A 26,492-nucleotide genomic window follows, 5' to 3' on the forward strand; every position below is an offset into this window, starting at 1 on the left:
TTGCTAACTGGTTATTGGTGCCAGATATCACTTATTTTAATAATAAAGAATTGCTTTTGGTTAAAAGCCTATTGCCGTTTTAAAAGTCGGCATCGAAACTGATACTGCCAGTTCCACCAGATTTTACTCCTGCTTTTTGATAATCTGAAACGCGTTTTTCAAAGAAGTTAGTTTTACCTTCTAAGGAAATCATTTCCATAAAATCAAATGGGTTTGTTGAATTGTAAACTTTTTCACAACCAAATTCTAGAAGTAATCTATCTGTTACAAATTCTAAATATTGGGTCATTAATTTAGCATTCATTCCAATTAAGCTAACAGGAAGTGATTCGGTTATAAATACACGTTCTATATCAAGCGCATCGACTAAAATTTCTGTAATACGCTCTTTTGGAACTTTTTGTACAATGTGGTTGTTGTGTAAGTGCACTGCAAAATCACAATGTAAACCTTCATCACGAGAAATTAATTCGTTAGAAAAAGTTAGGCCAGGTAATAAACCACGTTTTTTTAACCAAAAAATTGAACAAAAACTACCAGAAAAGAAAATACCTTCAACGGCAGCAAAAGCAATTAAACGTTCTGCAAAACTTGGGCTTTCAATCCATTTTAAAGCCCAATCAGCTTTTAATTTTATAGCAGGGAATACTTCAATAGCTTTAAATAAATCGTCTTTTTCAGCTTCGTTTTTAACATAGGTGTCTATTAATAATGAATATACTTCAGAGTGTATATTTTCCATCATAATTTGAAAACCATAAAAGAATTTTGCTTCAGAATATTGAACTTCACTTACAAAGTTTTCAGCTAAATTTTCATTAACAATTCCATCTGATGCAGCAAAAAACGCTAAAATGTGCTTAATAAAATAACGTTCGTCGTCATTTAATTTATTTTCCCAATCTATTACATCTTGATGTAAATCAATCTCTTCTGCAGTCCAAATACTTGCTTCTTGTTTTTTATACCATTCCCAAATATCTTGGTGTTGAATAGGAAAAATTACAAATCGGTCTTTGTTTTCTTGCAAAATAGGTTCAATAAACGACATTATAAGTGTTTTTTTAGGATTGTTAAATTAAGCTTGATTTTCGTAAAAACGAGAGAAACAAAGATTAGAAAAAAACAAACAAAAAAAAAGGGTACTTATTCACATTTGTAAGTAAGTTTTTAACATTTTGAGTGTTTTTAGATAAACGATTAATTAGTCCTTGAAGCTGAAAATCAGTAAAATATAAATTTTAATTCTTGCTCGCTTGTTGGTTTTGTTAGCTTTAGATTAAAATGTCGTAGAAAGAGAACTAAATGGAAAAAAGTTCAAGTTTTTAGACTTGAACTTTTAATGTTAGTAGAAATTAATCAACAATAAATTACCTCAAATTCTAAAAGGTAAGTATGTTTTATTTTTTAGATATTCCGTAATAGTCGCAAACTGCATTGTAATCTTTAACATCAACACCTGCAGCTTCTAATTTATTTAGTATTATTTGTCGTTTTGTTTTACTACTGTCTTTACCTGCAGTATTTCCATCTGTTTCAGTCAAACTTGATGAAGGTATGATAACACATTTAAACCATTCCATAGGCAGTAAATCTGCGTAAGGCGTTAAACTCCCATCCAATTCAAATGAATAAATAAAGATATTTAATTGAGCCGATATTTCCATAGTGTAATTTTTCCAGGCCAAAGGACCACGATAAAGTCCTGGTATTGAATAAACTGAAATCCTATTTCTATTTTTTACGTAACCTAATATTACATCTTCTTTAATATTGTGTTCTGTTAAAAAACTCCCCAAGGATAATTTCATATATGAAAATTCCGTCCAAGTAGGGTTATTAAACACATACGTACTAACATTTGCATTCCCATCTGCTCCGTCAGCACCGTCTTGTCCATCAATACCGTCTGCTCCGTCAGCACCGTCTTGTCCATCAACACCATCTGCTCCATCAGCACCGTCTTGACCATCAATACCATCTGCTCCATCAGCACCATCTTGTCCATCAATACCATCTACTCCATCAGCACCGTCTTGTCCATCAATACCATCTACTCCATCAGCACCGTCTTGTCCATCAATACCGTCTTGCCCATCAGCACCATCTTGTCCATCAATACCGTCTGCTCCGTCAGCGCCATCTGCTCCGTCAACACCATCTACTCCGTCAGAACCAGTTACCCCAACAGGTCCTTGTAGTCCATCTATTCCATCATCTCCTGTACAGGAGCTAATATTTGCTATTAAAAATAAAGCGATAATTGCGTAACTTACTAATTTAATTTTTTTCATAATTTTTAATTTGTCTTTTTGTTCATTTTTATGAACTTTAATATTGATAATTATTTTTTGTATTCTCTAAATTCAACAGTTTCAATCATATATTTAAACACAGGCTCAAGTGTTTTGACATCTTTTTCAAATGCAGTTATAGGAGAGCTTTTTGCTTGATCTATATAAAATAGTGCGGTTGTGTTATGATGCGGAATTATATAACCAAGCCTATAATACACACAAGAATAATCGTTTCTACTAAAATTAGAGGAAACAAGAAATCTTTTACATGTTTTACCTGCAATTACAACATCACTGTACTGTTCTACAACATTTTCTTTTTTTAGTAATGGCCTTAAAATACTGGATTTTTTAATGTTTTCAAGTGCCGTATTGATAGTAGTATTTTCACCTTTTATAAACGGATTTGTAGATAAATCACTATATTGGTATATATGTTGTCCAAGATATTTACTAGTTGGGACTTCTTCTCCAGCATCATTGCGAGATCCGCCATATTCTTGCTTGCTAAACCCTTCACCTTGATACGGCGTTTGAAGTGATGCAAAACCTTGATAATTAGTAATTTCAGTAAATGTGATACCTACTGGTGGAACTGGGTCTGGTTTACTTGCTGTTGTAGTTTTTTTATTTGTTGAACAAGAGCCTAAAAAGGCTACTGTTATTAATAAATATACTATACGTTTCATAATTTTAAGCTTTATTTATTCTACTTCAATTTCAATTTTTATTTTTCCCAAAGCATTTTTTGTGTCTTCAGATCCATTTTTTAGTAAAAAGTATTCATAGGTATGAAACTGATTTTCTAAAGCCGCACCAGGGATTCTTTTAGTGAAAGGTGAATCTATGGATGTACCTGCATACATACCTGCATCTTCCCCATCTCGTTGGGTAAGTATCCAAGCACCTGCTGCATTTACCATATTGGCATCAAAACTGATTTCGACATATAAATCTTCTCCTTGTTTAACTTTAACTTTAGTTGTGGTAGGTTGTTCTAATTTAAATTTATAATCTACTTTATAATTAGGATCTTTCATTTTTAAACGTAGGATACTTTCTTCTGAAATGATGGCATATTCTATATAAGAAACTTTGTTTTTATCATCTACTATTAAAATATATCCGTTTAAATCGTCAAAACGTTTTTCTCTAACAAAAAACCACATATTGTCTTTTTTGTAAAAAGTTTTTAGTTCTATATCAAATTGACTAACAGGTGAAAGATCATCTAATACATTCTGGAACAATAGAGCGTCATCTTCTGTTTTTAAAGTGTATTTTTCTTGTAAACTATTTAAAAATATTGGCATTTCCAGCAAACCATCAATTGTAGATTTTATGTATTCATTGTTGTTAGAAATTAACATAAAAGGAATGTTATTCGTCCAGCTATTACCTGCTTCACCTTCGGTAATTTTTAAGTTGCATTTGTTTAGAGAAATAGTAGAAATTTTATTTAGTGAATGAAAATCAAGAGGGGAAACCTCAAATTCATAATTTGTGTTTTCAAATAAATAATTGCGCATAAAATCACTATCTTTTGTTGAAATACTAGCTTCAGAATTTGTATAGTCTATGTTTTCATCTGCTTTCAAAAGTGTTTCAGGCAAGGTTTTTTTCAATTCATCTTCGTAAACTATTGATAAGATTTGACCTCTATTATCTGTAGTAACTACATACGCTTTTATATCATCAAAAAAATTATCTCTTATAAAATACCAGGTATTATCTTCAGTAAAAAAACCTAAACCACGTTCAAAATCTAATAATTTTAATACGGATTGAAAGGCTACACCATCTTCTTCTGTATTTAATTTGAATTTTTTAGCTTTTATGCATTCAATAAACTCGTTTGAAGCCAATAGATCTATTCTATCTCTAAAAGGCATAAGTTGATCTCTTGTTTTTATAAAATATTCTGTGCGTAATATATCATAACCATCGTGATGATTTGTACTAAAATTTAATTGACTTTCAATAATATCTGCAGCCATTACGTTTTGCGAAGTGCTACTAATTAATAGCGTATTCTTGTTTAGTATAGTGCTTTCTAAATAGTCTTTAATTTTTGTTTGTTCTGTATTGTTTTGAGAAAAGGAAACAATACTTATTAATAATGAAATTGCTATAAGTAAGGTTTTCATAGTTGTGTTGTTTTTTATTTAATTTCTAGCTCTTATCAAAGAGTTCATCAATAAATTTTATAGTGTTACTTCTCTAAGTAGTTTTTATACTTTTCGTTAATTTGATCAAGTCTAGCATTAAAGGTTGTACCAACTTGTTCCAATGCTTTTAACTGTGTATCGTTAATTAAACCTTGTTCTTGTCTGTCATTCATATATGTATCAAACTCTTCAATAAGCGTTGCCATTTGCGTACTATTTGATATAAATTGAACCATTAATTTCCCTGATTTTAAGCCATCCATTAAGGTTTGATCTTCCTCTTTTTTACTTAATACATCTTTGCCTTCAATGACTAATTGTTCTATATTGTCTGAAAATTCATTCATTGCTTTTTCAGAAGATTTTATAACTTCAACTAGCTCTGCATCTCCACTAATTTCTGTAGCTATTGGAATACTTAGAGGTGGCAAAAAGCTGGCGTTTCGTTTGTTTTCTGTTGAACAGGTAATAAGCACAAGGCTAAAAATTGCTAAAACTGTAATTTTTTTTATTAGATTTTTCATGCTATACATTATTTAATTTCTTCTAACTCAATTATTGAATATTCTAGTTCTTCAAATGGATTTAAACTTTCTCGAATTATTTTAGCATACACACCTGGTTTATCTATAATCATCCAATATTTAATTTTGGTTTCACCATCAAATCCTTCAAAAACCTTACAGTTAAATTCACCGGCTGGAACTGTTATAATTTCAGTAGTTACTAATCTAAACGGACTAGGTTCTTCTTGTGGAAAAAAGTTATTGTAGCTATTCATCAAGTCTCCTTTAACACTCTCAGAATACTGCATGGTATCTTTTTTAGAAATGCTTAAATTGGCTAAATTTATTCTTTTATCTTCAGAATTTATATTGATTTCAGACAACAACGTATTGTATTTAAAAGCTGTAGTATTGGGTATTAACCTACTTTGTTTATACTTTATATATTTTACCGTTTTTAAGCCGTTTAATAAAGCATCAAAATCTTGCCAAGGTGAATTTTCGATTTGTTCTTCAGGAAAATCTTCATATTCAAAAGACAGTCTTTCAATTGGTGTTGTTAAAGCTTGTTTATTAGCAATAATTTCTATTCCATTTTTTTCTAACACAAATTTATTTTCTGAAAGCTCTTTTATAGTACTTACCCCTTTCAGCAATGTAGATCTTCCAATAAATAAAACAGTTTTTTCTTTAGAATTATATGCCCAGCTTCCTTTTGATTTAGTTGTATGACCGACAGCAGCATTTGTAAAATAAAAAGTATCTGGAAGTTCAATTTTTAACAATTGAGTTTCACCTAAATCATTTTTTAAATTCCATTCACCTACTAATTTTGATGTTTTGTTCTCTTTGCTAATTTGTTCAAAATCTAGTTTTAAGTAAGTTACTTTTGTACCGTCTTTATCAGCAATAAGCTCTTTATCTGTGAGGGTTAAAATTTTATCGTTACCATTAAAATCTTTATCAAAATCTGAAAGCATTTCAATTTCATTGGTTTTTTTGTTGTAATTCCAAGTTCCAATTTCCATCCCCATCATTACCATTTTTCCTTCTTTGGTATATTCTTTAATCACATATGGATTTTGAATTTCACCAGCAATTTCAACTTTAGTTGCAAGCCAACTTCCAATAATTTTAGATTCTTGAGCTTTTAATGTAAATCCGCTTAGGATTATGATGTATATAATTATAATTTTTTTCATAATATTCTATTTTCTATAAAATTTTGGTATTTCTAAGTTTTTTGACCTGCTTGGTTTTAGTAAAAAAACACTGATATTGTTTTTATGAATTATTGTTGCATTTTTATACATAAAATCGAATTCAGATTTTTCAGATTTTTTATAAGTGATATTATCCATATTTACCATTGAGCTATCTTTAATTTTATAAGAATCTCTAGAATCTAACTCAAAACCATTGTTATTATAGAGTAGATATTTAATGGTTAAATTATTTTGATCAATGTCTAAAACTTGAAGCTTCCCAGTAGCTAGTTTGGTGGTTACAAACAATAAAATGTCATTTTTTTTAATTTTAAAATCGATATTATTTTCTGCTTGAATAAGTAATTCTTGACGTCCATCCATTAATTCAACAATTTTTTGTTGATTTAAAGAGTTATATAGTGTTTCACGTTTTAACCAAATAGGATTGAACAGTTCTTTATTTATTGCTGAAATAGTATCAATTTCTACAGCCACTTTAGCTCTCTCAATAGTGTTTCTCGGACCGCTTGATCCTCTTGTGGAAAAACTTTCATCTTTTAAAACCAATCCTTTCCAAGCATATAGGTCATGGTAATTATCTATTCTATAATAATCAGTTTCTTTACCCAATAATTCTTTAGTTCCAGATTTTTCAGTTCCCATATAAAGCGTCTCTATCCAAGAACCTATAATTTGATAATATTGAAAATGTTGTTTGCATTTTATTCTTAAATGATATGGATCATCGCTTACTGTATTTTTTTCAAAACTGAAATAATAGCGATGCTCATCAACCCAAAAACGTTCCGCTATTTTAACTTTTTCGGGAAGTAATTTCCCTCCAAATTCTGAAACTTGATACACTTCTTCAAAAGCGATATCTCCATATTCATCCCAATAATAAACTACCTGTTGATCTATGTGGGGAACTTGTTTACTATAACTTGTTTCAACGCCATTATGATTGGAATATCCAGAAACAGTTGAATATTTTAATATTTCATAAGTAATCTTCCCAGATTTAACTTTGTAAGGTTTAAAATCTTGAGCTTGAACTACAGCGTTTACAGTAAAAATTATTAACACAAACAACATTTTACTTTTCATAGCTATTTATTTATCAATTATTATCAGTTTATTGTTTTCTGAATTACTCTGAAGTTTTCAGAATATTAAAGAATCTCAACTCAACAATTATTATACTTATTATTCTAATAAGCTGTTTAATAATCCTCCACTTTCTTCTTTATGACTGTTTGAACCTCCAGTAGATAATTGGCTAATTAATTTACTAATTGGCATTGACTGTAGCCAAACTTTTCCGGTTCCTTGTAAGGTTGCTAAAAACAGTCCTTCACCTCCAAAAACCATAGATTTTAAATTTCCTGCACGTTGTATGCTAAAATCTATTCCTTCTTGAAAACCAACTACACAACCTGTATCAACCCGTAGTGTTTCGCCGTTTAATTCGTGTTCAATTACTGTTCCACCAGCGTGGATAAATACATTTCCATCTCCTTGTAGTTTTTGTAAAATAAAACCTTCACCTCCAAAAAAACCAGCGCCTAATTTTTGGTTAAAATGGATGCTGATTTTTGTACCGAGAGCTGCACATAAAAACGCATCGCGTTGCACAATAATAGTACCACCAACATCATCTAAATCTAAAGGAATTATAGTTCCAGGGTAGGGTGCTGCAAAAGCCACATGGCTTTTACCTGATCCTTGATGTGTAAAATGAGTGATAAAAATGGATTCTCCAGTTATTTTGCGTGCTGCTGCTGAAAGCAATTTACCAAACAAGCCTTTTTCAGGTTCTGAACCATCGCCCATTTTGGTTATAAAATTGATACCTTCTTTCATATAAAGCATCGCGCCAGCTTCAGCAATTACTGTTTCTTGTGGGTCTAATTCAATTTCTACAAATTGAATATCATGTCCTTTTATTTTGTAATCTATTTCGTGTGATTTCATAATTATTTTATGCTTTTTATTGATTTAATTTCTGCTACTTAAAAAAAGAGCAAGTATTAATACTCCAATCTTTTTTACTAATTGTAATAGCATTAACACTCCAATAAAACCTAAGCAATAAGGACCGTACTTAACAAAATAAATAAAGAAGTCTGCTCCAGGTTTTAATACAGCATTATTTGGTAATTCTGGATCGTAATAAACAGTTACCTTTGAATTAACAGGGTAAGTTTGGAGTGTTTTTTTTACTTTTCCAATATTACTTGTTGAGGTGTTATTACTTGAAAGAGATATTCTATCTCCAATGTAAGATTTGTTATTAACTAAAAATTCGTAGTTAATAGCTGCGGTATACATTTTTTTTCCGTCACTTATACTTTGCGAAATATCAGAGTAGGTTACTATTCCAGATGTGGTTGGCCAATTTTCAGAAGCTTCTGATTCTTCAATCATAGGCACACTAATATTACTATACACCACCCAACTAGTAATAATTAATACCATACCCATAATAAATGTCCCTATTGGAGAATTATTTTGATTTGCCATAATGCTGTTTGTTTAGAACTTATTTCCCTTGACGCATTTTTATCATTTTCTGAATCATATCATACGTTTTACGTAATTCTTCTTCACTCATATTTTGCATTTCTTCATCAGATTTATCTGCCAATGATATTTTTTTCCATTCTTCAAAAGACATTTTACTTAGCATATCCATTTTCTCGTCCATATCTTCCATTTCATCTTGGTATTCATCATTGTCCATAAAGCCTTCTTCTTTTATAATAGGGAAATCAGGAAGTTTAAAATGACTATCAGAAACATTTACATTAAATTTGGCGCTAGTAGCTTCTTTAATAGTCACTATTCCCATTACTGTCATTTCTAATTTTAAAACAGCTCCTTTATACATCCATTGTTTGGCTCCCATTACATCCCAAATTTCACAATTGTAACCTAAAAAGCTTTCGGTACCAATTTTTTTTCCACCCATGCTTTCAAGCATTTGCATTCCTGTTTTATTTACATCACCTCCAGCAAAGGTCTTAGTCATTTCCATTGCCATATCTCTACGTAAGTAAATTTGTTTTTTATCAAAATCTACATGGTAACTTTCACCATTATTTAATTTATTTATTGCGTGTACATTAGCAACATCAGTATTTGTTTTACCAAAAATTTTTGTAACTGTTTTTGTTGTAGATTTTTCTTCAACAAGTTCAATATTACCCCAATCTTTAAAATATAAGTTTTCGGTTCCGCTACCTGTTGTTGTACTACCCATTATTTTACCATTGGTGGTTAATTTGTAGTTGATTATACCCGATTTTACCTCGTACCGTTTTAATTTAGGATCTTGTTGATCTGTGCTTATAGATAAACTATCTGCGGGTTTGTTTTCGTTACCTTTGCAACTTATAGTTACTATAAATAATGCAAGTATGATGCTTAGTTTTTTCATTTTTTATGATTTTATGTTATTTAAGAACTTTCAAAATTGTGGTTTCATACGGATAAAGTGTCTCACCACCATTTCTAAAATCTGCTTTGTTGCGTTCTACACCTTCATTTCCGGTGTCTAAATCACAAGTAAAAGTTCCTCGAATTTCCAAATTATTAGATTCACTGTGAACGGATCCATCGTAATTGTATGTTACATATTTAATGGTAAGTTTATTATTGTCGTTTTTATCAATATCTAGAATCTGCATTTTACCCATATTGCCATCTGAAGTTGCATAAATTATAACAGTGCCTGGTCCGTTTATAATACCAGTATTATTTGACATTGGAATATTAAAACTATCTGGGAGCGATTCTAACTTTGCTCCAATTGTTTTTTTATCTAACTGATCAAAATTAGAATTTCCATTATTGCTATTTGAATTGTTAGAATTTGAATTAGAATTTCCTGAAAATTTCACAAATTCTACACGTCTATTATTTGCTTTTCCTTCTGGAGAGTTATTGTTGTCTATGGGTTTACTTTCACCAAAACCATCAAATTTAAGTCTGTTTGAAGCAATTCCCATTTCAATTAATTTATTCATAACAGTTTTTCCTCTTTCTTTTGAAAGTGTCATGTTTGTAACATCGCTACCATCACTATCTGTATGTCCTTCAACACTAAAATTAATTGTAGGATTGTCAACCATTAATTTATAGATTTCATTAATTGGGCCCATACTTTCGGCTTTTAGAGTAGCCTTGTTTACATCGAATTTGATACCGTTTACCACAATTTTTCCATCTGAAAGAACTCGATCGTAGTATTTTACACCGCCTTTAGCAATGCGGATGTTTTTGATATATGTGTATGAACCAGACTCAGACCTGATAGTCATACCTGTAGGGTTTCCTTCGAGACGAGGAATATTAATCAATCGCGTGTCATCCATATAGGCTTTAAATTTACCTTTTGTATAAGCTATAGAAATATGTCTCCATTGTGGTTCATCTACTATACCCCAATTTACGTTCTCTCTTCCAGGGTATCTCTTACTTGAGTTTCCATATTCTAATCCATTAGGATATAATTCTAAATCTGTAGTTTCACCTCTTCTTTGATTCTTTTTATCAAAAAAATCAATCCAATATCTCTTATACTCTTGTTCTTCACCAAACCATACATCCATTTCTACAGTGAAAACTTCGGGTAAATAATCTTCGTTTGAGTTTTTTAAATAGGGTATTATTGATCCACCATGGTCAAGAAACATTATAACTGGTGTTCCATTAAATTCGGCAACTTCAGCACCTCCTTCATATAAATCCCAACGGCTTGGAAACTCACCATTTTCTTCATCGGTACTTGGGCTGTCTTCAAAAATAACTTCATCGCCAGGTATAAAATCAAACTTACTCCAAACTACGTTTGGTTTATTTACTGTAGTTCCATTTTGTTGTGAAGTATCTTGATTATTAGGATTGTTGGCTTGTGTGTTTTGGTTGGTATTTTCATTTCCTTTACCATTATTAGTGTCGTTTTTAGTTTTACCATCTAATACATCTTCGGCCTTATCAAATTGTTTGTCGATTTTTTTGTTCATTCGGCGTTCAGCACGTTTTTCGGCTTCGCGTTCAATTTTCTTTTCAGCTTTTTGTTTTAGTTTTTTTAAAAATTGCGCTTCTACATGCTGAGGAGCTGCAAAAAAGAGTCCTATTAGTATTAGTAATTTAAATAGGAGTTTGTTTTTAGTTACGTTTTCCATAATTTTTGTTTTAGAATTTTAAGCAATTGTCTTGTTGATTTTTCTAATGCTAAATTATGTTGAAGTGAAGAAATTTACTTCATAAAAAAGGATGATTTATATAACCCTTTAGGGTGATATTAATGTGTTAAGCTATTGATTTTATTAACAACGTTGTTAAATGAAGGTGAAGAGTGTAAAAAACTAATTATTTAAAAAAGTTAAATACTATTTACTTTTTTTATTGCTTGAATTCTGTTTTTCACATCTAATTTTGAGTAAATATTTTTGATGTGAGTTTTAATAGTGTTTTTTGAAACGAACATTTTTTCAGCAATTTCATCGTTGCTTAATCCAAATGTAATATGGTTGAAAACTTCTATTTCTCTTTTAGAAAGATTGTATTCTTCAAAATTATCTGGAGAAATATCAGATTTATTTTTAGCTTTTTCTTTTAATTCTTTAATTTGATGTAAATAATTTTGAAGTTCACTATTTTTATTTTCTATTTCTAAATCTGAGTTTCTTCTATATAAATAAAGTAAATAACCTAAAACAGATACTAGTAATAAACCAATTATTGAAATAATAATTAACCTATTAAAATTGGTTTTTGCATTAAGCTCACTTAAATCTTTTTCTTCGGCTAATTTCTGAATTTGCTCATCTTTTTTAGATGTTTCATAAGCTATTTGCGTGCTTATAATTGTGTTTTGAGAAGCTTCATTAACAATACTGTCATGAAAAGCTGTTGCATTTTTATGTGCATCTAATGCTTTTTTATAATTATTAGTTAATGTATAGTAATCTACTAAAGCGGCATAACCAAGCATGATGTTTTCTTTAGAATTAATTTCTTTTGCACCGTTTAATCCTAATAGAATATTTTCTTTTGCTTTATCATATCTCTTTAGGTGAAGTTGATTTTTACCAATGTTAATGAGGCTATTGCTTAAATAGCGTACATTATTATATTTTTCGAATAATGGAATTGATGATTTATAGTAGTCTAACGATTTTTGATATTCTTCTTTTGCTTGATATAGCAAACCGAATTTAGAGAATTTAATAGCCAAACTTTCTCTACGGGGATTTTCTATTGCCAACATTAATGACCTATCAAAATAGGAATACGCAGAATCGTATTGCTTCATTTTTAAAAAAGTCTCTCCGATATTTAAAAGTCCATATTCTTCTCCTCTAGGGTTTCCTGCTTTAATTTCAACTTCTAATGCTTTTTTTAAATAATACAAAGCCTTGTCATATTGTTCGGTGTTTAAAAATACATTTCCAATGCCGTTTAATGATATAGTGACTCCAATTCTATCATCAATTTTTTCAGAAAATTTTAAGGCTTTAAAGTAGTATTCAAATGCTTCTTTTTCTAGATTTAGTTTTCTATAGGTAACTCCTAAATTTAAAAGGCATTTAGCTATTAGTAAAGAATCGGTACTGTTATTTAGGTAATTTAATGCTCTTTTATGGTATAAAACAGAATTGGAGTAATCAAATGCAACTCTAGCAGTAATCCCCTTTCTATTGAAACATTTTGCTAAGCCATCAAAATAAGAAATATCTTCAGAAATACTTTTAGCTTCATCTAAAATAGCTTCATTTATAAACCTACTTTTAATTGATTTTTTATATAAAGAGATTAAATCGTCTACTTTTTGAGTAGTATTAGGTAATACTTTTAGTGCAATAAAAGCACTGTCTATTTCTTTTGACGTTAAATTTTGAGCGAGACCATTTTGAATACTAAAAAGTACAATAAGAATACTTAAAAAGTTGCGGGTTTTAAACATTGTTTAAAATGGCTATTATAGTCCTTTGTAAAATTACAAAACAGCACACCTAACTAAGAAACTTTAGTTACATAAGCAGTTTAAAATTTATGATTTTCAGCTACTTTTTCTAATTCAGCATACCAATCCTTACCAAATTTTCTAATTAATGCTTCTTTTACAAATTTATATACAGGAACCTGAAGTTCTTTTCCTAATGTACATGCATCGTCACAAATAGGCCATTTATGATAATTTACAGCAGAAAATTCGCTATAATCCATAATTCTAATAGGGTATAAATGACAAGAAATAGGTTTCTTCCATTTAATTAAACCCTGATTATAAGCCTCTTCAATTCCGCATTTAGCAGTATTATTATCATCAAAAGTAACAAAAGCACAATCTTTACCATCTATTAAGGTTGTTTCGTATTCACCTTCATTGGTAATAAATAAGCCTTGATCTTCAATAGCTTTTATACCTTCTTCGCGTAAAAAAGGTTTTACTTTTGGATAAATATCCAATAAAACTTGAAGTTCACTTTCTTCTAATGGTGCTCCAGCTTCACCATCTATACAACACTTGCCCTTGCAAGCATTTAAATTGCAGACAAAATCTTTCTCGATAATGTCTTCTGAAACTATTGTCTTTCCTAATTGAAACATTTTGCAAAACTAAACTTTTTTATGCTAATTTTGTTATTATTACTAAAGGATTATCTACTTTTGCCGACCCTTAATTTAAATAGTATTATTATGTTAGTTAATTTTAAAGAAATACTTACTGCAACAATGGTATTATTTGCGGTGATAGATGTTATTGGTAATATTCCAATTATTATTGATTTACGTGCAAAGTTTGGACAAATTCAGTCTGAAAAAGCCTCTATTATTGCAGGTGTAATAATGATTGCCTTTTTATATTTAGGAACAAGCATCTTAAATTTAATTGGCATTGATGTAAATTCTTTTGCTGTTGCAGGTGCCTTAATTCTATTTTTTATTGCATTAGAGATGATTTTAGGTGTTTCGCTTTATAAAGAAGAAGAAACAAATGCAAGAACAATTTCTGTTTTCCCATTAGCATTTCCTTTAATTGCGGGTCCTGGAAGTTTAACAACCTTACTTTCTTTACGTTCCGAATTTGCAACTATTAATATTTTAATTGCAATAATTATTAATTTGTTTTTTATGTATACAGTGCTTAAAACTTCAAATAAATTAGGTCGATTAATTGGAGACAATGGTATTTTAATTATTAGAAAAGTTTTTGGTGTAATTTTACTTGCTATTTCAGTAAAATTATTTACTTCAAACATTCAAGATTTAATAAATTTAAATTTATAGTATGAAAAATTTCGATGTTTTAATTATTGGTGGAAGTGCAGCTGGTTTATCTAGTGCTTTAATATTAGGGTCTGCAATTGGAAAACCGTTTGCAGAAGGAAAAAAAATTGGAATTATAACACATCAAAAATCTTCAGCATTAAATACTGCAGAATTAAATAATGTATTGGGTTTTGATAAAGGAACCAAAGGAAGTGACATTCTTAAAAAAGGATTGTTACAATTAGCAAAAGATTTTCCTCATGTTGCGCAAATAGAAAAAGAAAAAGTGGTTTCTGTAATAGGCTCAACACCTAATTTTATAGTTAAAACCAATAAAAATGAATATACCTCTGCAATTGTTGTTATGGCAATTGGACCTTCAAATTTATTTAATATTGAAGGCTTAACAGAGTATGTAACACCACATACCAGTATTCCTCCACAAAAAGAGAAAATAATGCTAAAAAACAACAATCATTTAGTTAAAGACGGACTTTATGTTGCAGGTGTGTTAGCAGGTTGGAGAAGTCAATATGCAATTGCTGCAGGAAGTGGCGCTTTGGTTGCAACAGATATTTTAACTCTTTGGAATAACGGAAACCACACTATGGTTCACGATGTTATTGAGTAAAAATTAAGCTGTTAAAAAGTACAGTTTTCGTCACCCTGAACTTGATTTAGGGTCTCATAGTGATTGATTATAATCTGATGAGATTCTGAATCAAATTCAGAATGACGCACTTCTAAATTTAATAGGCTACCTTCTTTATAAGAAAAGATTACTTCGTCGCAAATGCTTCTTGCAATGACGATTTAAACATTAATATTTCTAAAAATCAAACCCTAAATTAACACCCAAATTTTTGGCAATTAACTTAGTAATTCTTGTTTTTAGTTGTGGAATTTTAATTTTTTCAACAACTTCATTTCCAAATGCGAATAACAATAATGCTTTGGCTTCTTTTTTAGGAATACCTCTAGATTGCATATAAAACAAAGCACTTTCATCTAATTGACCAATAGTACACCCGTGAGAACATTTTACATCATCTGCAAAAATTTCTAACTGAGGTTTAGAATTAATACTAGCACCATCATCAATTAAAATATTATTATTTTGCTGAAAAGCATTTGTTTTTTGTGCTGCTTGTCTCACAATTACTTTTCCATTAAACACACCTGTAGATTTATCGGCATAAATACCTTTGTACAACTCGTGACTTTCACAGTTAGGGAATTTATGATCTACTAAGGTATGATTGTCTACATGTTGTTTATCATTTAAAATTGAAATACCATTTAAATTAGATGTAATATATTCACCTTCTTGGTAAAATTCTAAATTGTTTCTAGTTAATTTTCCTCCAAAAGAATACGTATGTACCGAAGCTACACTCTGTTGTTTTTGCGAAACAAAAGTACTGTCTATTAACGAAGAATTTTCAGTATCGTTTTGAATTTTGTAATAATCTACAATCGCTCTTTTATGGGCAAAAACCTCTGTAACTGCATTTGTAAGCACCGCATTTTTAGATAAATTTTGGTGACGCTCAATAATTTGAACATGTGAATTTTCACCAACAACTACCAAGTTTCTAGGCTGAAGCATTACTTCTTTCTCGCTTCCAGTAGAAAAATGTAGAATCTGAATAGGTTTTGGTACAACGGTGTTTTTTGGAATATTAATAAAAGCTCCTTCAACCGAAAAAGCAGTATTTAATTCTGTTAAACTATTATTGTCTTTAGCAATGGTATTGAAATAATTATCTACAACCATTTTATATTTTGGACGCGTAAAAGCAGAAGATAATACACAAACATCGCACTCATCGTGTGTTGTGTTTGATAAAAAAGAGCTAAAAGCACCATCAATAAAAACTAAGGTATAAGATTCTATTTCGTTTATTGAATATTCTCTTACATGTTTAAATTCAACAGCTTTTTTTGTTTCAGGAAACAAACTATAATCGCTTTTTAATAACGCGTTTAAACTTGTATATTTCCATTCCTCATCTTTTTTAGTTGGAAAACCTTTTTTTTCAAAATTATGAATAGCTTTAGTTCTAATACTATGCGATTTAGAGTCTAAATCTAATCCACCTTTATTTTCAAATGCTAAGAATGAAGAAACTAATTTTTCTTTTAAATCCATTGTGATATGAGTTTTCAGTGTTCAGTGTCAGTATTCAGTTTTAACTGTTTACTGTAACGGCAACTGTTTACTTTAATATTTTATTTTAACCAATCGTATCCTTTAGCTTCTAATTCTAGAGCTAGTTCTTTTCCTCCAGATTTTACAATTTTACCATTGTGTAAAACGTGTACAAAATCTGGAACAATATAATCTAATAAACGTTGATAATGTGTAATAACTAACACAGCATTGTCTTTACTTTTAAGTTTGTTTACACCATTTGCAACAACTTTTAGAGCATCGATATCTAAACCAGAATCTGTTTCATCTAAAATAGCCAATTTAGGTTCTAACATTGCCATTTGAAAAATTTCGTTACGTTTTTTCTCTCCTCCAGAAAAACCTTCGTTTAAAGAACGTGATAAAAATTTTCTATCAATTTCTAATAAATCGGCTTTTTCACGAATAAGTTTTAGCATATCTTTTGCTGGTAAATCTTCTAAACCTTTAGATTTACGAGTTTCATTAATAGCTGTTTTAATAAAGTTTGTAACGGTTACTCCAGGAATTTCAACAGGATATTGAAAAGATAAGAAAATACCTTTATGTGCTCTATCTTCAGGAGCTAAATCTTCTAAATCTTCATTATTTAAAATTACAGACCCTTCTGTAACTTCAAATTCTTCTTTTCCTGCAATAACAGCCGAAAGTGTACTTTTACCAGAACCATTTGGTCCCATAATGGCGTGTACCTCGCCTGCTTTTATGTCAAGATTTATACCTTTTAAAATCTCTTTATCGTTGATACTTGCGTGTAAATTTTTTACTTTTAACATCTTAATTTATAATTTGAATGTTTTAAAGTTGAGAGTTTTATAAGTTATAATTAGAACTTAAAACTTCGAACTTTTTAACTTTATGAACTTTTAACCTACTGAACCTTCTAAACTTATTTCTAGTAATTTTTGAGCTTCAACAGCAAATTCCATAGGTAATTTATTTAATACTTCTTTTCCAAATCCGTTTACAATTAATGCAATAGCTTTTTCAGTATCTATACCACGTTGGTTGCAATAAAAAAGCTGGTCTTCACCAATTTTACTTGTTGTTGCTTCGTGCTCTATTTGAGCTGTTTTATTTTTAGCTTCTATATATGGAAATGTATGTGCTCCACATAAATCTCCCATTAAAAGCGAATCGCATTGCGAAAAGTTACGTGCATTTTTTGCTCTTGCTCCAACTTGCACTAAACCTCTGTATGAATTTTGTGAATGCCCGGCTGAAATTCCTTTAGAAATAATGGTACTTTTAGTATTATTTCCTAAGTGAATCATTTTTGTTCCGGTATCTGCTTGTTGGTAATTATTGGTAACGGCAATTGAATAAAACTCACCAACCGAATTATCTCCTTTTAATACACAACTTGGGTATTTCCAAGTAACAGCACTACCTGTTTCTACTTGTGTCCAAGAAATTTTTGCATTTTTCTCGCACAAACCTCTTTTTGTTACAAAGTTGTATACACCACCATTTCCATCTTTATCTCCAGGGAACCAGTTTTGTACGGTAGAATATTTTATTTCGGCATCGTCTAAAGCAATAAGCTCAACAACAGCGGCGTGCAACTGATTTTCGTCACGTGCAGGTGCTGTACAGCCTTCTAAATAACTAACATAACTTCCTTTATCTGCAATAACTAATGTACGTTCAAATTGACCAGTACCTCCTTCATTAATTCTAAAGTAGGTTGAAAGTTCCATTGGACAAGTAACGCCTTTTGGTATGTAACAGAAAGATCCATCAGAAAACACTGCTGAATTTAATGCTGCATAAAAATTATCTGTTTTTGGAACAATGGTTCCTAAATATTTTTTTACCAATTCTGGATGCTCTTGAATGGCTTCAGAAATTGGCATAAAAATAATACCCTTTTCTTTCAATGTTTTTTTGAAGGAAGTTGCAACAGAAACCGAGTCAACTACAACATCAACAGCTACATTTGACAAACGTTTTTGCTCATCAATTGAAATACCTAACTTTTCAAAAGTTTTTAGTAATTCTGGATCTACCTGATCTAAACTGTCTAATTTTGGTTTTTGTTTTGGAGCAGAATAATAACTTATATCTTGAAATTTAGGCTTTTCATAATTAACATTTGCCCAATCTGGCTCTTCCATTTCTTTCCAAACTTTAAAAGCTTCTAAACGCCATAAAGTCATCCATTCAGGTTCATTTTTCTTTTTAGAAATTGCAATTACAACTTCTTCATTTAAACCCACAGGAAACTTATCAGCTTCAATGTCTGTATAAAAACCGTATTCGTATTCTTTGGTTTCTAATTCTTTTTTTAAATCGTCTTCAGTAAATTTACTCATATTTATTTAAAGATTTAAATATTGAATGATTAAAAATTAATCAATATTACTGTTTTTAAGAAAGTTAATAAATTTAGATAATTGCTTCGAAATATCTTCAACCTCATTAATTAAAGTAAAAACTGTGTTTTTTTCTAATATATGTAATTCTTCACAAATTCTCAATAAACTTCTAACTTCACCACTTGATCCTTTTGAAATGTACAAAAACTTAACAAATTGTCTGTTAGATTGTAATTCAAAACCTTCTGCAATATTTAGTGGAATAGAAAGTGCTGCTCTTTGAATTTGATTTTTTATGTTATTATTGAAAGATTTCTCATTGGTAAGTTTATAAATGGTAATTGAAAAATTGAATGCTTTTTTGTAAACTTCTAAATCTTCAAACCTTTTCATAAACCGACTCCTTCAATCTTTTAATTATTTAATTTTTTAATAACCTTAAAGCGAAAACGACTCCCCGCAACCACAAGTACGTTGTGCATTTGGGTTGTTAAATACAAAACCGGTACCGTTTAAACCACCAGAATATTCTAATGTTGTACCGACTAAATACAAAAAGCTTTTTTTGTCAACAATAATTTTTATACCATTATCTTCAAAAACCTTATCGCCTTCCTTATTTTCTTTGTCAAATTTTAAATCGTATGAAAGTCCTGAGCAACCACCACTTTTAACGCCAACTCTCACAAAATCAACTTGTGGGTCAAAGCCATCTTCAGTCATAAGTTCTACAACTTTCTTTTTTGCTATTTCTGAAACTTTTATCATTCTTCTATAAATTAATATGCAAAGGTAATCCTTAAAATATGATATTTATCATAAAATGAATCAAAATTCTATATATTTCTATAAATAGAATCAATATTACAAAAATACTATATTTCTATTGATTTGTAATTGTTTTTAAGTTAATCTTAACTATTGATTTCTAAATATTAAATTCAATATCTTTGCAAAATGATAGAAGATAAAAACCAAGCACGTACAAGTTTGTCTGAATTAGGCGAATTTAAACTTATAAAACACTTAACTCAAAACTTTAAAATAGCTCAACCTACTACGGTAAAAGGAGTTGGTGACGATGCAGCTGTGTTAGATTTTAAAAACAAACAAGCCTTAGTTACCACAGATTTTTTGATTGAAGGTGTACATTTTGACTTAACTTATATGCCTTTAAAGCATTTGGGATATAAGGCTGTTATGGCTAATTTATCTGATGTTTATGCCATGAACGGTACAGCAACGCAAATAACAGTTTCTATAGCTGTTTCTAACCGTTTTCCTTTAGAGGCTGTTGAAGAATTATACGAGGGAATTTACTTAGCTTGTAAAAATTATGCTGTTGATTTAGTGGGCGGAGATACCACATCTTCAGTTAAAGGTTTATTAATTAGTATTACAGCTATTGGCGAAGCAAATGCAGAAGATATTGTATATAGAAACGCTGCAAAGCCAAACGATTTACTTGTTGTAACAGGAGATTTAGGTGCTGCATATTTAGGATTACAAGTACTAGAACGAGAAAAACAAGTTTTTGAAGTAAATCCGAATTCGCAACCAGATTTAACAGATTACTCCTACTTAATTGAGCGTCAATTAAAACCTGAAGCGAGAAAAGATATTGTAAAATTATTGAAAGATCTAAACGTAAAACCTACTTCTATGATTGATATTTCGGATGGACTTTCTTCTGAAATTTTACATATTTGCGAACAATCTGAAGTTGGATGTAATTTATACGAAGATAAAATTCCGCTAGATCCTCAGGTTATTTCTACGTGCGAAGAATTTGAATTAAATAGCACCACTATTGCCTTAAGTGGAGGTGAAGATTACGAGTTGTTATTTACAATTTCTCAAGAAGATTTTCCTAAAATTAAAGGGAATCCACATTTAACAGTTATAGGGCATATTGCTGATAAAAGTATTGGTGCAAATTTAGTAACCAGAGCTGGGCAACAAATAAAATTAACAGCTCAAGGCTGGAATGCAATTAAATAATTGAAAAATTTAATTTAACAAATTATCGATTAAAAGTTAGAACATAGCTTAATTCTAGATCTTTAATGCGACAATAATTATTTAGGTTTTTTATATTTAAGTGTTTCTATTAAATTGATGTTAGTCATGTTATGTATGTGATAAGTGTTATATATGTAATATGTATTATATAAATAAATTATCCAGGAAGAACTTTTTCCCTTTTCCTAAAAAAATAATTGAATTAATTAATTGGGGTGTGCAATTACGCATTCTCAATAAATACATCAAAAATTTATAGTAAAAATTTGAGATAAGTATCATTTTTTACTACTTATATAAAAATTTTACAGTACACAACCTTTTCTACAGGGAACAGACCCCCTAGTCAAAAAGAATTTTTACAAAATATTGAAGAAAAAGAGCAAGACCCAAATTTTACAGGAGACATGGAAGCTCTTTTGAGACCAGAAATAACATACAACCAAGAAGCTGCTTTTAAGTGGCTTAAAAGTGAATTGATAGAAAAAATATAAGTTTAAATATCTAAAAAAACTGTTTTAAATAAATTTAACCCATTTATACCCCTAGTATAATTTTATTAAACTAATTCAATAATTTTAATTAAACGTTAAAAAAAAGACACTCAAATTAATGAGTGCCATTTTAAATGTTTTCACAACGGAATAATCCTTATTGTGAATTGCTTTCTGATTTGTAATTCAAATATACACAAAAAGAGAATACTATTTAATGACACAAATCATTTTTGATAAAAATTTTTTTTAGTAAATTCAAAGTTTAAAATTGTTTTGAAATTAATCTTTATCTATTCTATCTTTTTTTAGAATTAGATAAGGGTTTCTTCTTATAAAAAAAGTTGTATTACACATGAAAAAAATATTAGGCTTAGATTTAGGGACTAACTCTATTGGTTGGTCATTATTACAAACAGATTTTAACAAAAAAGAAGGAAGTATATTAGGTTTAGGAAGTAGAATAATTCCAATGAGCCAAGATGTATTAGGGAAATTTGATTCAGGAGTTTCTATTTCTCAAACAGCTGAAAGAACTGGCTATAGAGGTGTGCGTAGGCTGCTAGAACGCAATATGTTAAGGCGAGAACGACTACACAGAGTTTTACATGTTTTAGATTTTTTACCAAAACATTATGCAGATTCAATAGATTTTGAAAAACATTTTGGGCAATTTAAAAATAATACAGAAGAAAAGTTGAATTATCGCAAAAATTCAGCAGGTAAACACGACTTTATTTTTATGGATTCTTTTAATGAAATGGTTAAAGAATTTGAAGAAAATGGAGTTAAAATAAAAATACCTTATGATTGGACACTCTACTATTTACGTAAAAAAGCATTGTCCAAAAAAATAACTAAAGAAGAATTAGCTTGGATTATTCTTAACTTCAACCAAAAAAGAGGTTATTATCAATTAAGAGGAGAGGAAGAAGAAATTATTGAAGGAAAAACAAAGGAGTTTATTGCTTTAAAAGTAAAAGAACTGGTAGCTACTGGTGAGGTAATAAAAAAAACTGGAGATAAATTATATGATGTTATTTTTGAAAATGGTTGGAAATATGATAAGCAAATTGTCAAAAAAGAAAGTTGGATAAACAAAACGAAGGAATTTATTGTAACAAGTACCATTAAGAAAGATGGTAATATAAAAAGAACATTTAAAGCTGTAGATTCTGAACAGGATTGGATCGCCATAAAGACAAAAACAGAACAAGATATTGCAAAAGCAAATACAACTGTTGGTCAATACATTTATGATACTTTATTACAAAACCCAACACAAAAGATAAGAGGTAAATTAGTAAAAACCATTGAACGTAAATTTTATAAAGAAGAATTTCAACAAATACTAAAAACCCAAATTACAAAACATCCCGAATTACAAGATAGAAAACTATATGCAGCTTGCATAAATGAGCTCTATCCAAGAAATGAAGCACATCAAAACAACATTAAAGATAAAGGGTTTGAATATCTTTTTATGGATGATATTATATTTTATCAAAGACCTTTAAAAAGCAAAAAATCTACCATATCGGGTTGTACATACGAAACAAGAAGGTATAAGAAATCAATTATTGATAAATTAACCAAGGAGGAGAAACAAGTTTGGGTAAATGAACCTGTCAAGGCAATACCTAAATCACATCCTTTATTTCAAGAGTTTAGATTATGGCAATTTTTACAGAATTTAAAAATATATAAAATTGAAGGGAAAGAAGATATAGATATAACAACAGAATTATTAAAAACAGAAGATGATTGGGTTGTCTTATTTGATTTTTTAAATGATAAAAAAGAAATAGAGCAACATCAATTATTAAAATATTTTAGTGATTTAAAACTGATTCCAAAACAAAAAAAAGATGATAAAAATTATCGATGGAATTATGTTGAAGATAAAAAATATCCTTGTAATGAAACTAAAGCTCAATTTATTTCAAGACTTAAAAAAGTAAAAGGTATTAATGTTAATACTTTTTTAACTCCAGAAATGGAATATAAGTTATGGCACATTATATATTCTGTAACAGACAAGGTAGAGTTTGAGCGAGCAATTGAAAACTTTGCCAAAAAACATAATCTAGATCAAGACTCTTTTGAAAAAAACTTTAAAAAGTTTCCACCATATAAATCTGATTATGGAGCGTATTCGGTAAAAGCAATAAACAAGTTAATACCTTTAATGCGTAGAGGAAAATATTGGGATAAAAGTGTTATTTCAGAAAAAGTAATAAACAATATTAACAATATAATGGAGCGTGTAAATGCCCTAAAACTCAAAGTAAACTATTCTAAAAAAGATTTGAATACAGCTTTACTTGAAGTTGTAGATGATGATATTTCAACCCAGTTAGTGAAAAGTTTTATCCCTTTTAAAAACAAAAATCATTATACGGGTTTAAATACTTATCAAGCTTGTTATGCTGTTTATGAAAGGCACTCTGAAGCAAGTGATTTAGCGCAATGGAGAATTCCAGAAGATATTACACAATATTTAATCAATTTTAAGCAGCATAGTTTAAGAAACCCTATTGTAGAACAAGTAGTTACAGAAACGTTACGCACAGTACGTGATATTTGGTTGTATTATGGAAATGGTAATGAAAATTTCTTTGATGAAATTCACATTGAGTTAGGAAGAGAAATGAAAAATCCAGCAGATAAACGTAAAAGAATATCTGCTCAAATTTCTGAAAATGAAAATACAAATCAACGTATTAAAGCTATTTTAAAAGAACTTAAAGAGGATGGTGTTTCAGATATAAAGCCATACTCTCCAAGTCAACAAGAAATTTTAAAAATTTATGAAGAAGGTGTTTATCAAAGTGTTGATATTTCTGATGAGATTGAGAAAATAAGAAAAAACACAGCTCCTTCAAAAGCTGAAATTAGCAAATATAAATTGTGGTTAGAACAAGGATATATTTCACCATATACAGGACAAACAATACCTTTAAGCAAGTTATTTACACACCAATATGAAATTGAGCATGTGATTCCACAATCTAGGTATTTTGACAACTCTTTAAATAATAAGGTTATTTGTGAAAGCGAAATAAATCAAGATAAAAGTAATATGACTGCTTATGAGTACATACTTCAAAAGGGAGGTAGTATTGTTGAAGGCATTAAAATATTAAGTAAAGAGCAGTACCAAAATCATTGCGAGAACTATTTTAAAAAGAATAGAACCAAACTTAAAAACTTATTAAGTGAAGAGGTTCCTGAAGGATTTATTAACAGACAACTAAACGACAGTCGCTACATAAGTACGTTAATTAAAGGCTTGTTAAGTAATTTGGTAAGAGAAGATAACGAAAAAGAAGTCACCTCTAAACATATAGTACCAGTTACAGGTGCTATTACTTCAAAATTAAAACAAGATTGGGGATTAAATGACAAATGGAATGAGCTGGTCTTACCAAGATTTTTACGTCTAAATAAATTAACTAACACCAATAATTTTACAACTAAGAACACAAATGGAGTTATAATTCCAACAGTACCTGATGAGCTTTCAAAAGGATTTAATAAAAAACGAATCGATCATAGACACCACGCTTTAGATGCATTAGTAATTGCTTGTTGCACAAAAAAACACACAAATTATTTAGGAGCTTTAAATGCCGAAAATAAAAATTATGGTTTACGTGATGCATTATTAATAAAAAGCAAGGAAGGGCATTATACCAAACATTTTTTAATGCCTTGGAAGGGGTTTACTTCAGATGCTAAAGCACATTTAGAAAAAATTGTTATTAGTTTTAAAAAGAATACACGTGTTATTAATAAAACGAATAACAAAACTATGCAATGGGTAAAAAAAGAAGGAAATTGGAAAAAGCAGTTAGTACCACAAACTAAAGGTAATAATTGGGCCATACGAAAACCAATGCACAAAGAAACAGTATCTGGAAAAGTACTGTTAAAAAGAGAAAAGGGATTGGTGAGTTTCAATTTGGCGATTGCAAATTATGAAATGATTGTAAATAAAAGCATTAAAAATAAGATTAAGAGTGCTTTTAATTTGTTTGAAAATGATGTAAAAAAAGTAAAGGCACATTTTAAAAATAATCCTATAATAGTAGATGGCAAAGCAGTCAATAAAATAGCTGTATATGAAAATATAGAAGCCACAGCTACACGTACTGCTTTAACTGATAAATTTACACGTAAACACTTAGAAAGTGTTACAGATACAGGAATTCAAAAAATATTAGAAAATCATATAAAAAATTATATTGATGATACTGGAAAAGAAAAATTCGATGTTGCTTTTTCTCCAGAAGGAGTAGAAGAATTAAATAAAAACATTGTTGAATTAAATGGAAACAAAAAACACCAACCAATTTATAAAGTGAGACTCTCTGAAGTAGGAAATAAATTTAATGTTGGTTTAAGAGGAAATAAAAAAGATAAATATGTAGAAGCTGCTAAAGGCACGAACCTCTTTTTTGCCATATACCAAGACGAAGAAGGGAATAGAAAATACGAAACTATCCCATTAAATGAGGTAATAGAACACCAAAAACAAGTGGCTCACTTACCTAAAAGTGAACGCACAGAAATACCTATAAAAAATATGTTAGGGACTAAGGGAAAAGAACAGCCTGTAAAGTTTTTATTCTCACTCTCTCCAAACGATTTGGTGTATGTACCAACAATTGAAGAACTGGAAAAACCCAATTCGGTTAATTTTGATAAGTTAAGTAAGGAACAAATTAAAAGGATTTATAAAATGGTAAGTTGTACAGGTGTTGAATGTCATTTTATCCCTAATCAAATAGCCAGTGAAATACAGAAAAATGAAAATGGTACAAATAGTAAAAATGAGCGTATTCAAGATTTTTTCGATGAAAAAACTATTTTTGATATAAAAATGAAGCCGATAATGATAAAAAATCAGTGTTGGAAACTTAAAATTGATCGACTGGGGAATCTAGCACTAGCAAAATAATGTTTTAAGGTTGTAATGATGAAATAGTATTATTGGAAA

Annotated in this window: 22 protein-coding genes; 4 read left to right on the forward strand and 18 right to left on the reverse strand. The window is 29.7% G+C overall.

From position 1 onward, the window contains the following. Positions 1-79 precede the first annotated feature (79 nt). From MKD41_RS10110 to MKD41_RS10170, 13 genes are all read right to left on the reverse strand, one after another. The gene (locus MKD41_RS10110) at positions 80-1,051 is read right to left on the reverse strand and encodes a ribonucleotide-diphosphate reductase subunit beta (protein ID WP_240226213.1); all 972 of its coding nucleotides are present in this window, start codon (positions 1,049-1,051) and stop codon (positions 80-82) included. Positions 1,052-1,400: 349 nt separating this feature from the next. Continuing rightward, positions 1,401-2,294 carry a hypothetical protein gene (locus MKD41_RS10115; protein WP_240242174.1) on the reverse strand — a complete coding sequence of 298 codons (894 nt, stop codon included), beginning with the start codon at positions 2,292-2,294 and terminating at the stop codon, positions 1,401-1,403. A gap of 50 nt (positions 2,295-2,344) precedes the next feature. Next, entirely contained in the window at positions 2,345-2,986 is a 642-nt protein-coding gene (locus MKD41_RS10120) for a hypothetical protein (protein ID WP_240242175.1), read from the reverse strand. A 15-nt stretch (positions 2,987-3,001) separates the two neighbouring features. Then, positions 3,002-4,444 carry a hypothetical protein gene (locus tag MKD41_RS10125; protein WP_240242176.1) on the reverse strand — a complete coding sequence of 481 codons (1,443 nt, stop codon included), beginning with the start codon at positions 4,442-4,444 and terminating at the stop codon, positions 3,002-3,004. A 65-nt stretch (positions 4,445-4,509) separates the two neighbouring features. Beyond that, positions 4,510-4,989, reverse strand: a complete 480-nt coding sequence (locus MKD41_RS10130; RefSeq protein WP_240242177.1) for a hypothetical protein — start codon at positions 4,987-4,989, stop codon at positions 4,510-4,512. Between the two features lie 8 nt (positions 4,990-4,997). Then, on the reverse strand, positions 4,998-6,173 hold the full coding sequence (locus tag MKD41_RS10135; protein ID WP_240242178.1) for a hypothetical protein: 1,176 nt from the start codon (positions 6,171-6,173) through the stop codon (positions 4,998-5,000). A gap of 6 nt (positions 6,174-6,179) precedes the next feature. Then, positions 6,180-7,286: a hypothetical protein gene (locus MKD41_RS10140; protein ID WP_240242179.1), complete on the reverse strand. Its 1,107-nt coding sequence runs from the start codon at positions 7,284-7,286 to the stop codon at positions 6,180-6,182. Positions 7,287-7,385: 99 nt separating this feature from the next. Further along, positions 7,386-8,153, reverse strand: coding sequence for a TIGR00266 family protein (locus MKD41_RS10145; RefSeq protein ID WP_240242180.1), 768 nt, complete (start codon positions 8,151-8,153; stop codon positions 7,386-7,388). Positions 8,154-8,177: 24 nt separating this feature from the next. Then, on the reverse strand, positions 8,178-8,702 hold the full coding sequence (locus MKD41_RS10150) for a DUF3592 domain-containing protein (RefSeq protein ID WP_240242181.1): 525 nt from the start codon (positions 8,700-8,702) through the stop codon (positions 8,178-8,180). 19 nt (positions 8,703-8,721) lie between these two features. Further along, the gene (locus tag MKD41_RS10155) at positions 8,722-9,618 is read right to left on the reverse strand and encodes a hypothetical protein (RefSeq protein WP_240242182.1); all 897 of its coding nucleotides are present in this window, start codon (positions 9,616-9,618) and stop codon (positions 8,722-8,724) included. Positions 9,619-9,634: 16 nt separating this feature from the next. Further along, positions 9,635-11,368, reverse strand: a complete 1,734-nt coding sequence (locus MKD41_RS10160) for an OmpA family protein (protein ID WP_240242183.1) — start codon at positions 11,366-11,368, stop codon at positions 9,635-9,637. 200 nt (positions 11,369-11,568) lie between these two features. Beyond that, positions 11,569-13,152, reverse strand: coding sequence for a tetratricopeptide repeat protein (locus tag MKD41_RS10165; protein ID WP_240242184.1), 1,584 nt, complete (start codon positions 13,150-13,152; stop codon positions 11,569-11,571). 80 nt (positions 13,153-13,232) lie between these two features. Continuing rightward, positions 13,233-13,799, reverse strand: a complete 567-nt coding sequence (locus MKD41_RS10170; RefSeq protein ID WP_240242185.1) for a DUF3109 family protein — start codon at positions 13,797-13,799, stop codon at positions 13,233-13,235. Positions 13,800-13,889: 90 nt separating this feature from the next. On the opposite strand from MKD41_RS10170, the gene MKD41_RS10175 reads away from it, so the two are divergent. Together MKD41_RS10175 and MKD41_RS10180 are read left to right on the forward strand one after the other, a co-directional pair. Next, entirely contained in the window at positions 13,890-14,480 is a 591-nt protein-coding gene (locus tag MKD41_RS10175) for a MarC family protein (protein ID WP_240242186.1), read from the forward strand. A 1-nt stretch (position 14,481) separates the two neighbouring features. After that, on the forward strand, positions 14,482-15,093 hold the full coding sequence (locus MKD41_RS10180; protein ID WP_240242187.1) for an FAD-dependent oxidoreductase: 612 nt from the start codon (positions 14,482-14,484) through the stop codon (positions 15,091-15,093). 198 nt (positions 15,094-15,291) lie between these two features. Here the strand turns inward: MKD41_RS10180 and sufD are convergent, their stop codons facing one another. The 5 genes from sufD to MKD41_RS10205 form a co-directional block, all read right to left on the reverse strand. Next, positions 15,292-16,614 (reverse strand): Fe-S cluster assembly protein SufD, encoded by a 1,323-nt coding sequence (gene sufD / locus MKD41_RS10185; RefSeq protein ID WP_240242188.1) that lies wholly within the window; start codon positions 16,612-16,614, stop codon positions 15,292-15,294. Between the two features lie 80 nt (positions 16,615-16,694). Then, a complete protein-coding gene (sufC, locus tag MKD41_RS10190) occupies positions 16,695-17,432 on the reverse strand; it encodes a Fe-S cluster assembly ATPase SufC (protein WP_240242189.1) in 738 nt (245 codons plus the stop codon). A 90-nt stretch (positions 17,433-17,522) separates the two neighbouring features. Further along, positions 17,523-18,971, reverse strand: a complete 1,449-nt coding sequence (sufB, locus tag MKD41_RS10195) for a Fe-S cluster assembly protein SufB (RefSeq protein ID WP_240242190.1) — start codon at positions 18,969-18,971, stop codon at positions 17,523-17,525. A gap of 36 nt (positions 18,972-19,007) precedes the next feature. Next, on the reverse strand, positions 19,008-19,367 hold the full coding sequence (locus tag MKD41_RS10200) for a four helix bundle protein (protein WP_240242191.1): 360 nt from the start codon (positions 19,365-19,367) through the stop codon (positions 19,008-19,010). A 45-nt stretch (positions 19,368-19,412) separates the two neighbouring features. Continuing rightward, a complete protein-coding gene (locus MKD41_RS10205) occupies positions 19,413-19,742 on the reverse strand; it encodes a HesB/IscA family protein (RefSeq protein WP_240242192.1) in 330 nt (109 codons plus the stop codon). Between the two features lie 189 nt (positions 19,743-19,931). Between MKD41_RS10205 and thiL the strand changes: the two genes are divergently transcribed. Both thiL and cas9 read left to right on the forward strand, forming a co-directional pair. Beyond that, complete coding sequence (thiL, locus tag MKD41_RS10210) at positions 19,932-20,975, forward strand: thiamine-phosphate kinase (RefSeq protein WP_240242193.1); 1,044 nt, start codon at positions 19,932-19,934, stop codon at positions 20,973-20,975. 870 nt (positions 20,976-21,845) lie between these two features. Next, positions 21,846-26,453 carry a type II CRISPR RNA-guided endonuclease Cas9 gene (gene cas9, locus MKD41_RS10215; protein ID WP_240242194.1) on the forward strand — a complete coding sequence of 1,536 codons (4,608 nt, stop codon included), beginning with the start codon at positions 21,846-21,848 and terminating at the stop codon, positions 26,451-26,453. The last annotated feature ends 39 nt before the right edge of the window (positions 26,454-26,492 follow it).

The organism is Lutibacter sp. A64, from assembly GCF_022429565.1.
GTDB lineage: Bacteria > Bacteroidota > Bacteroidia > Flavobacteriales > Flavobacteriaceae > Lutibacter.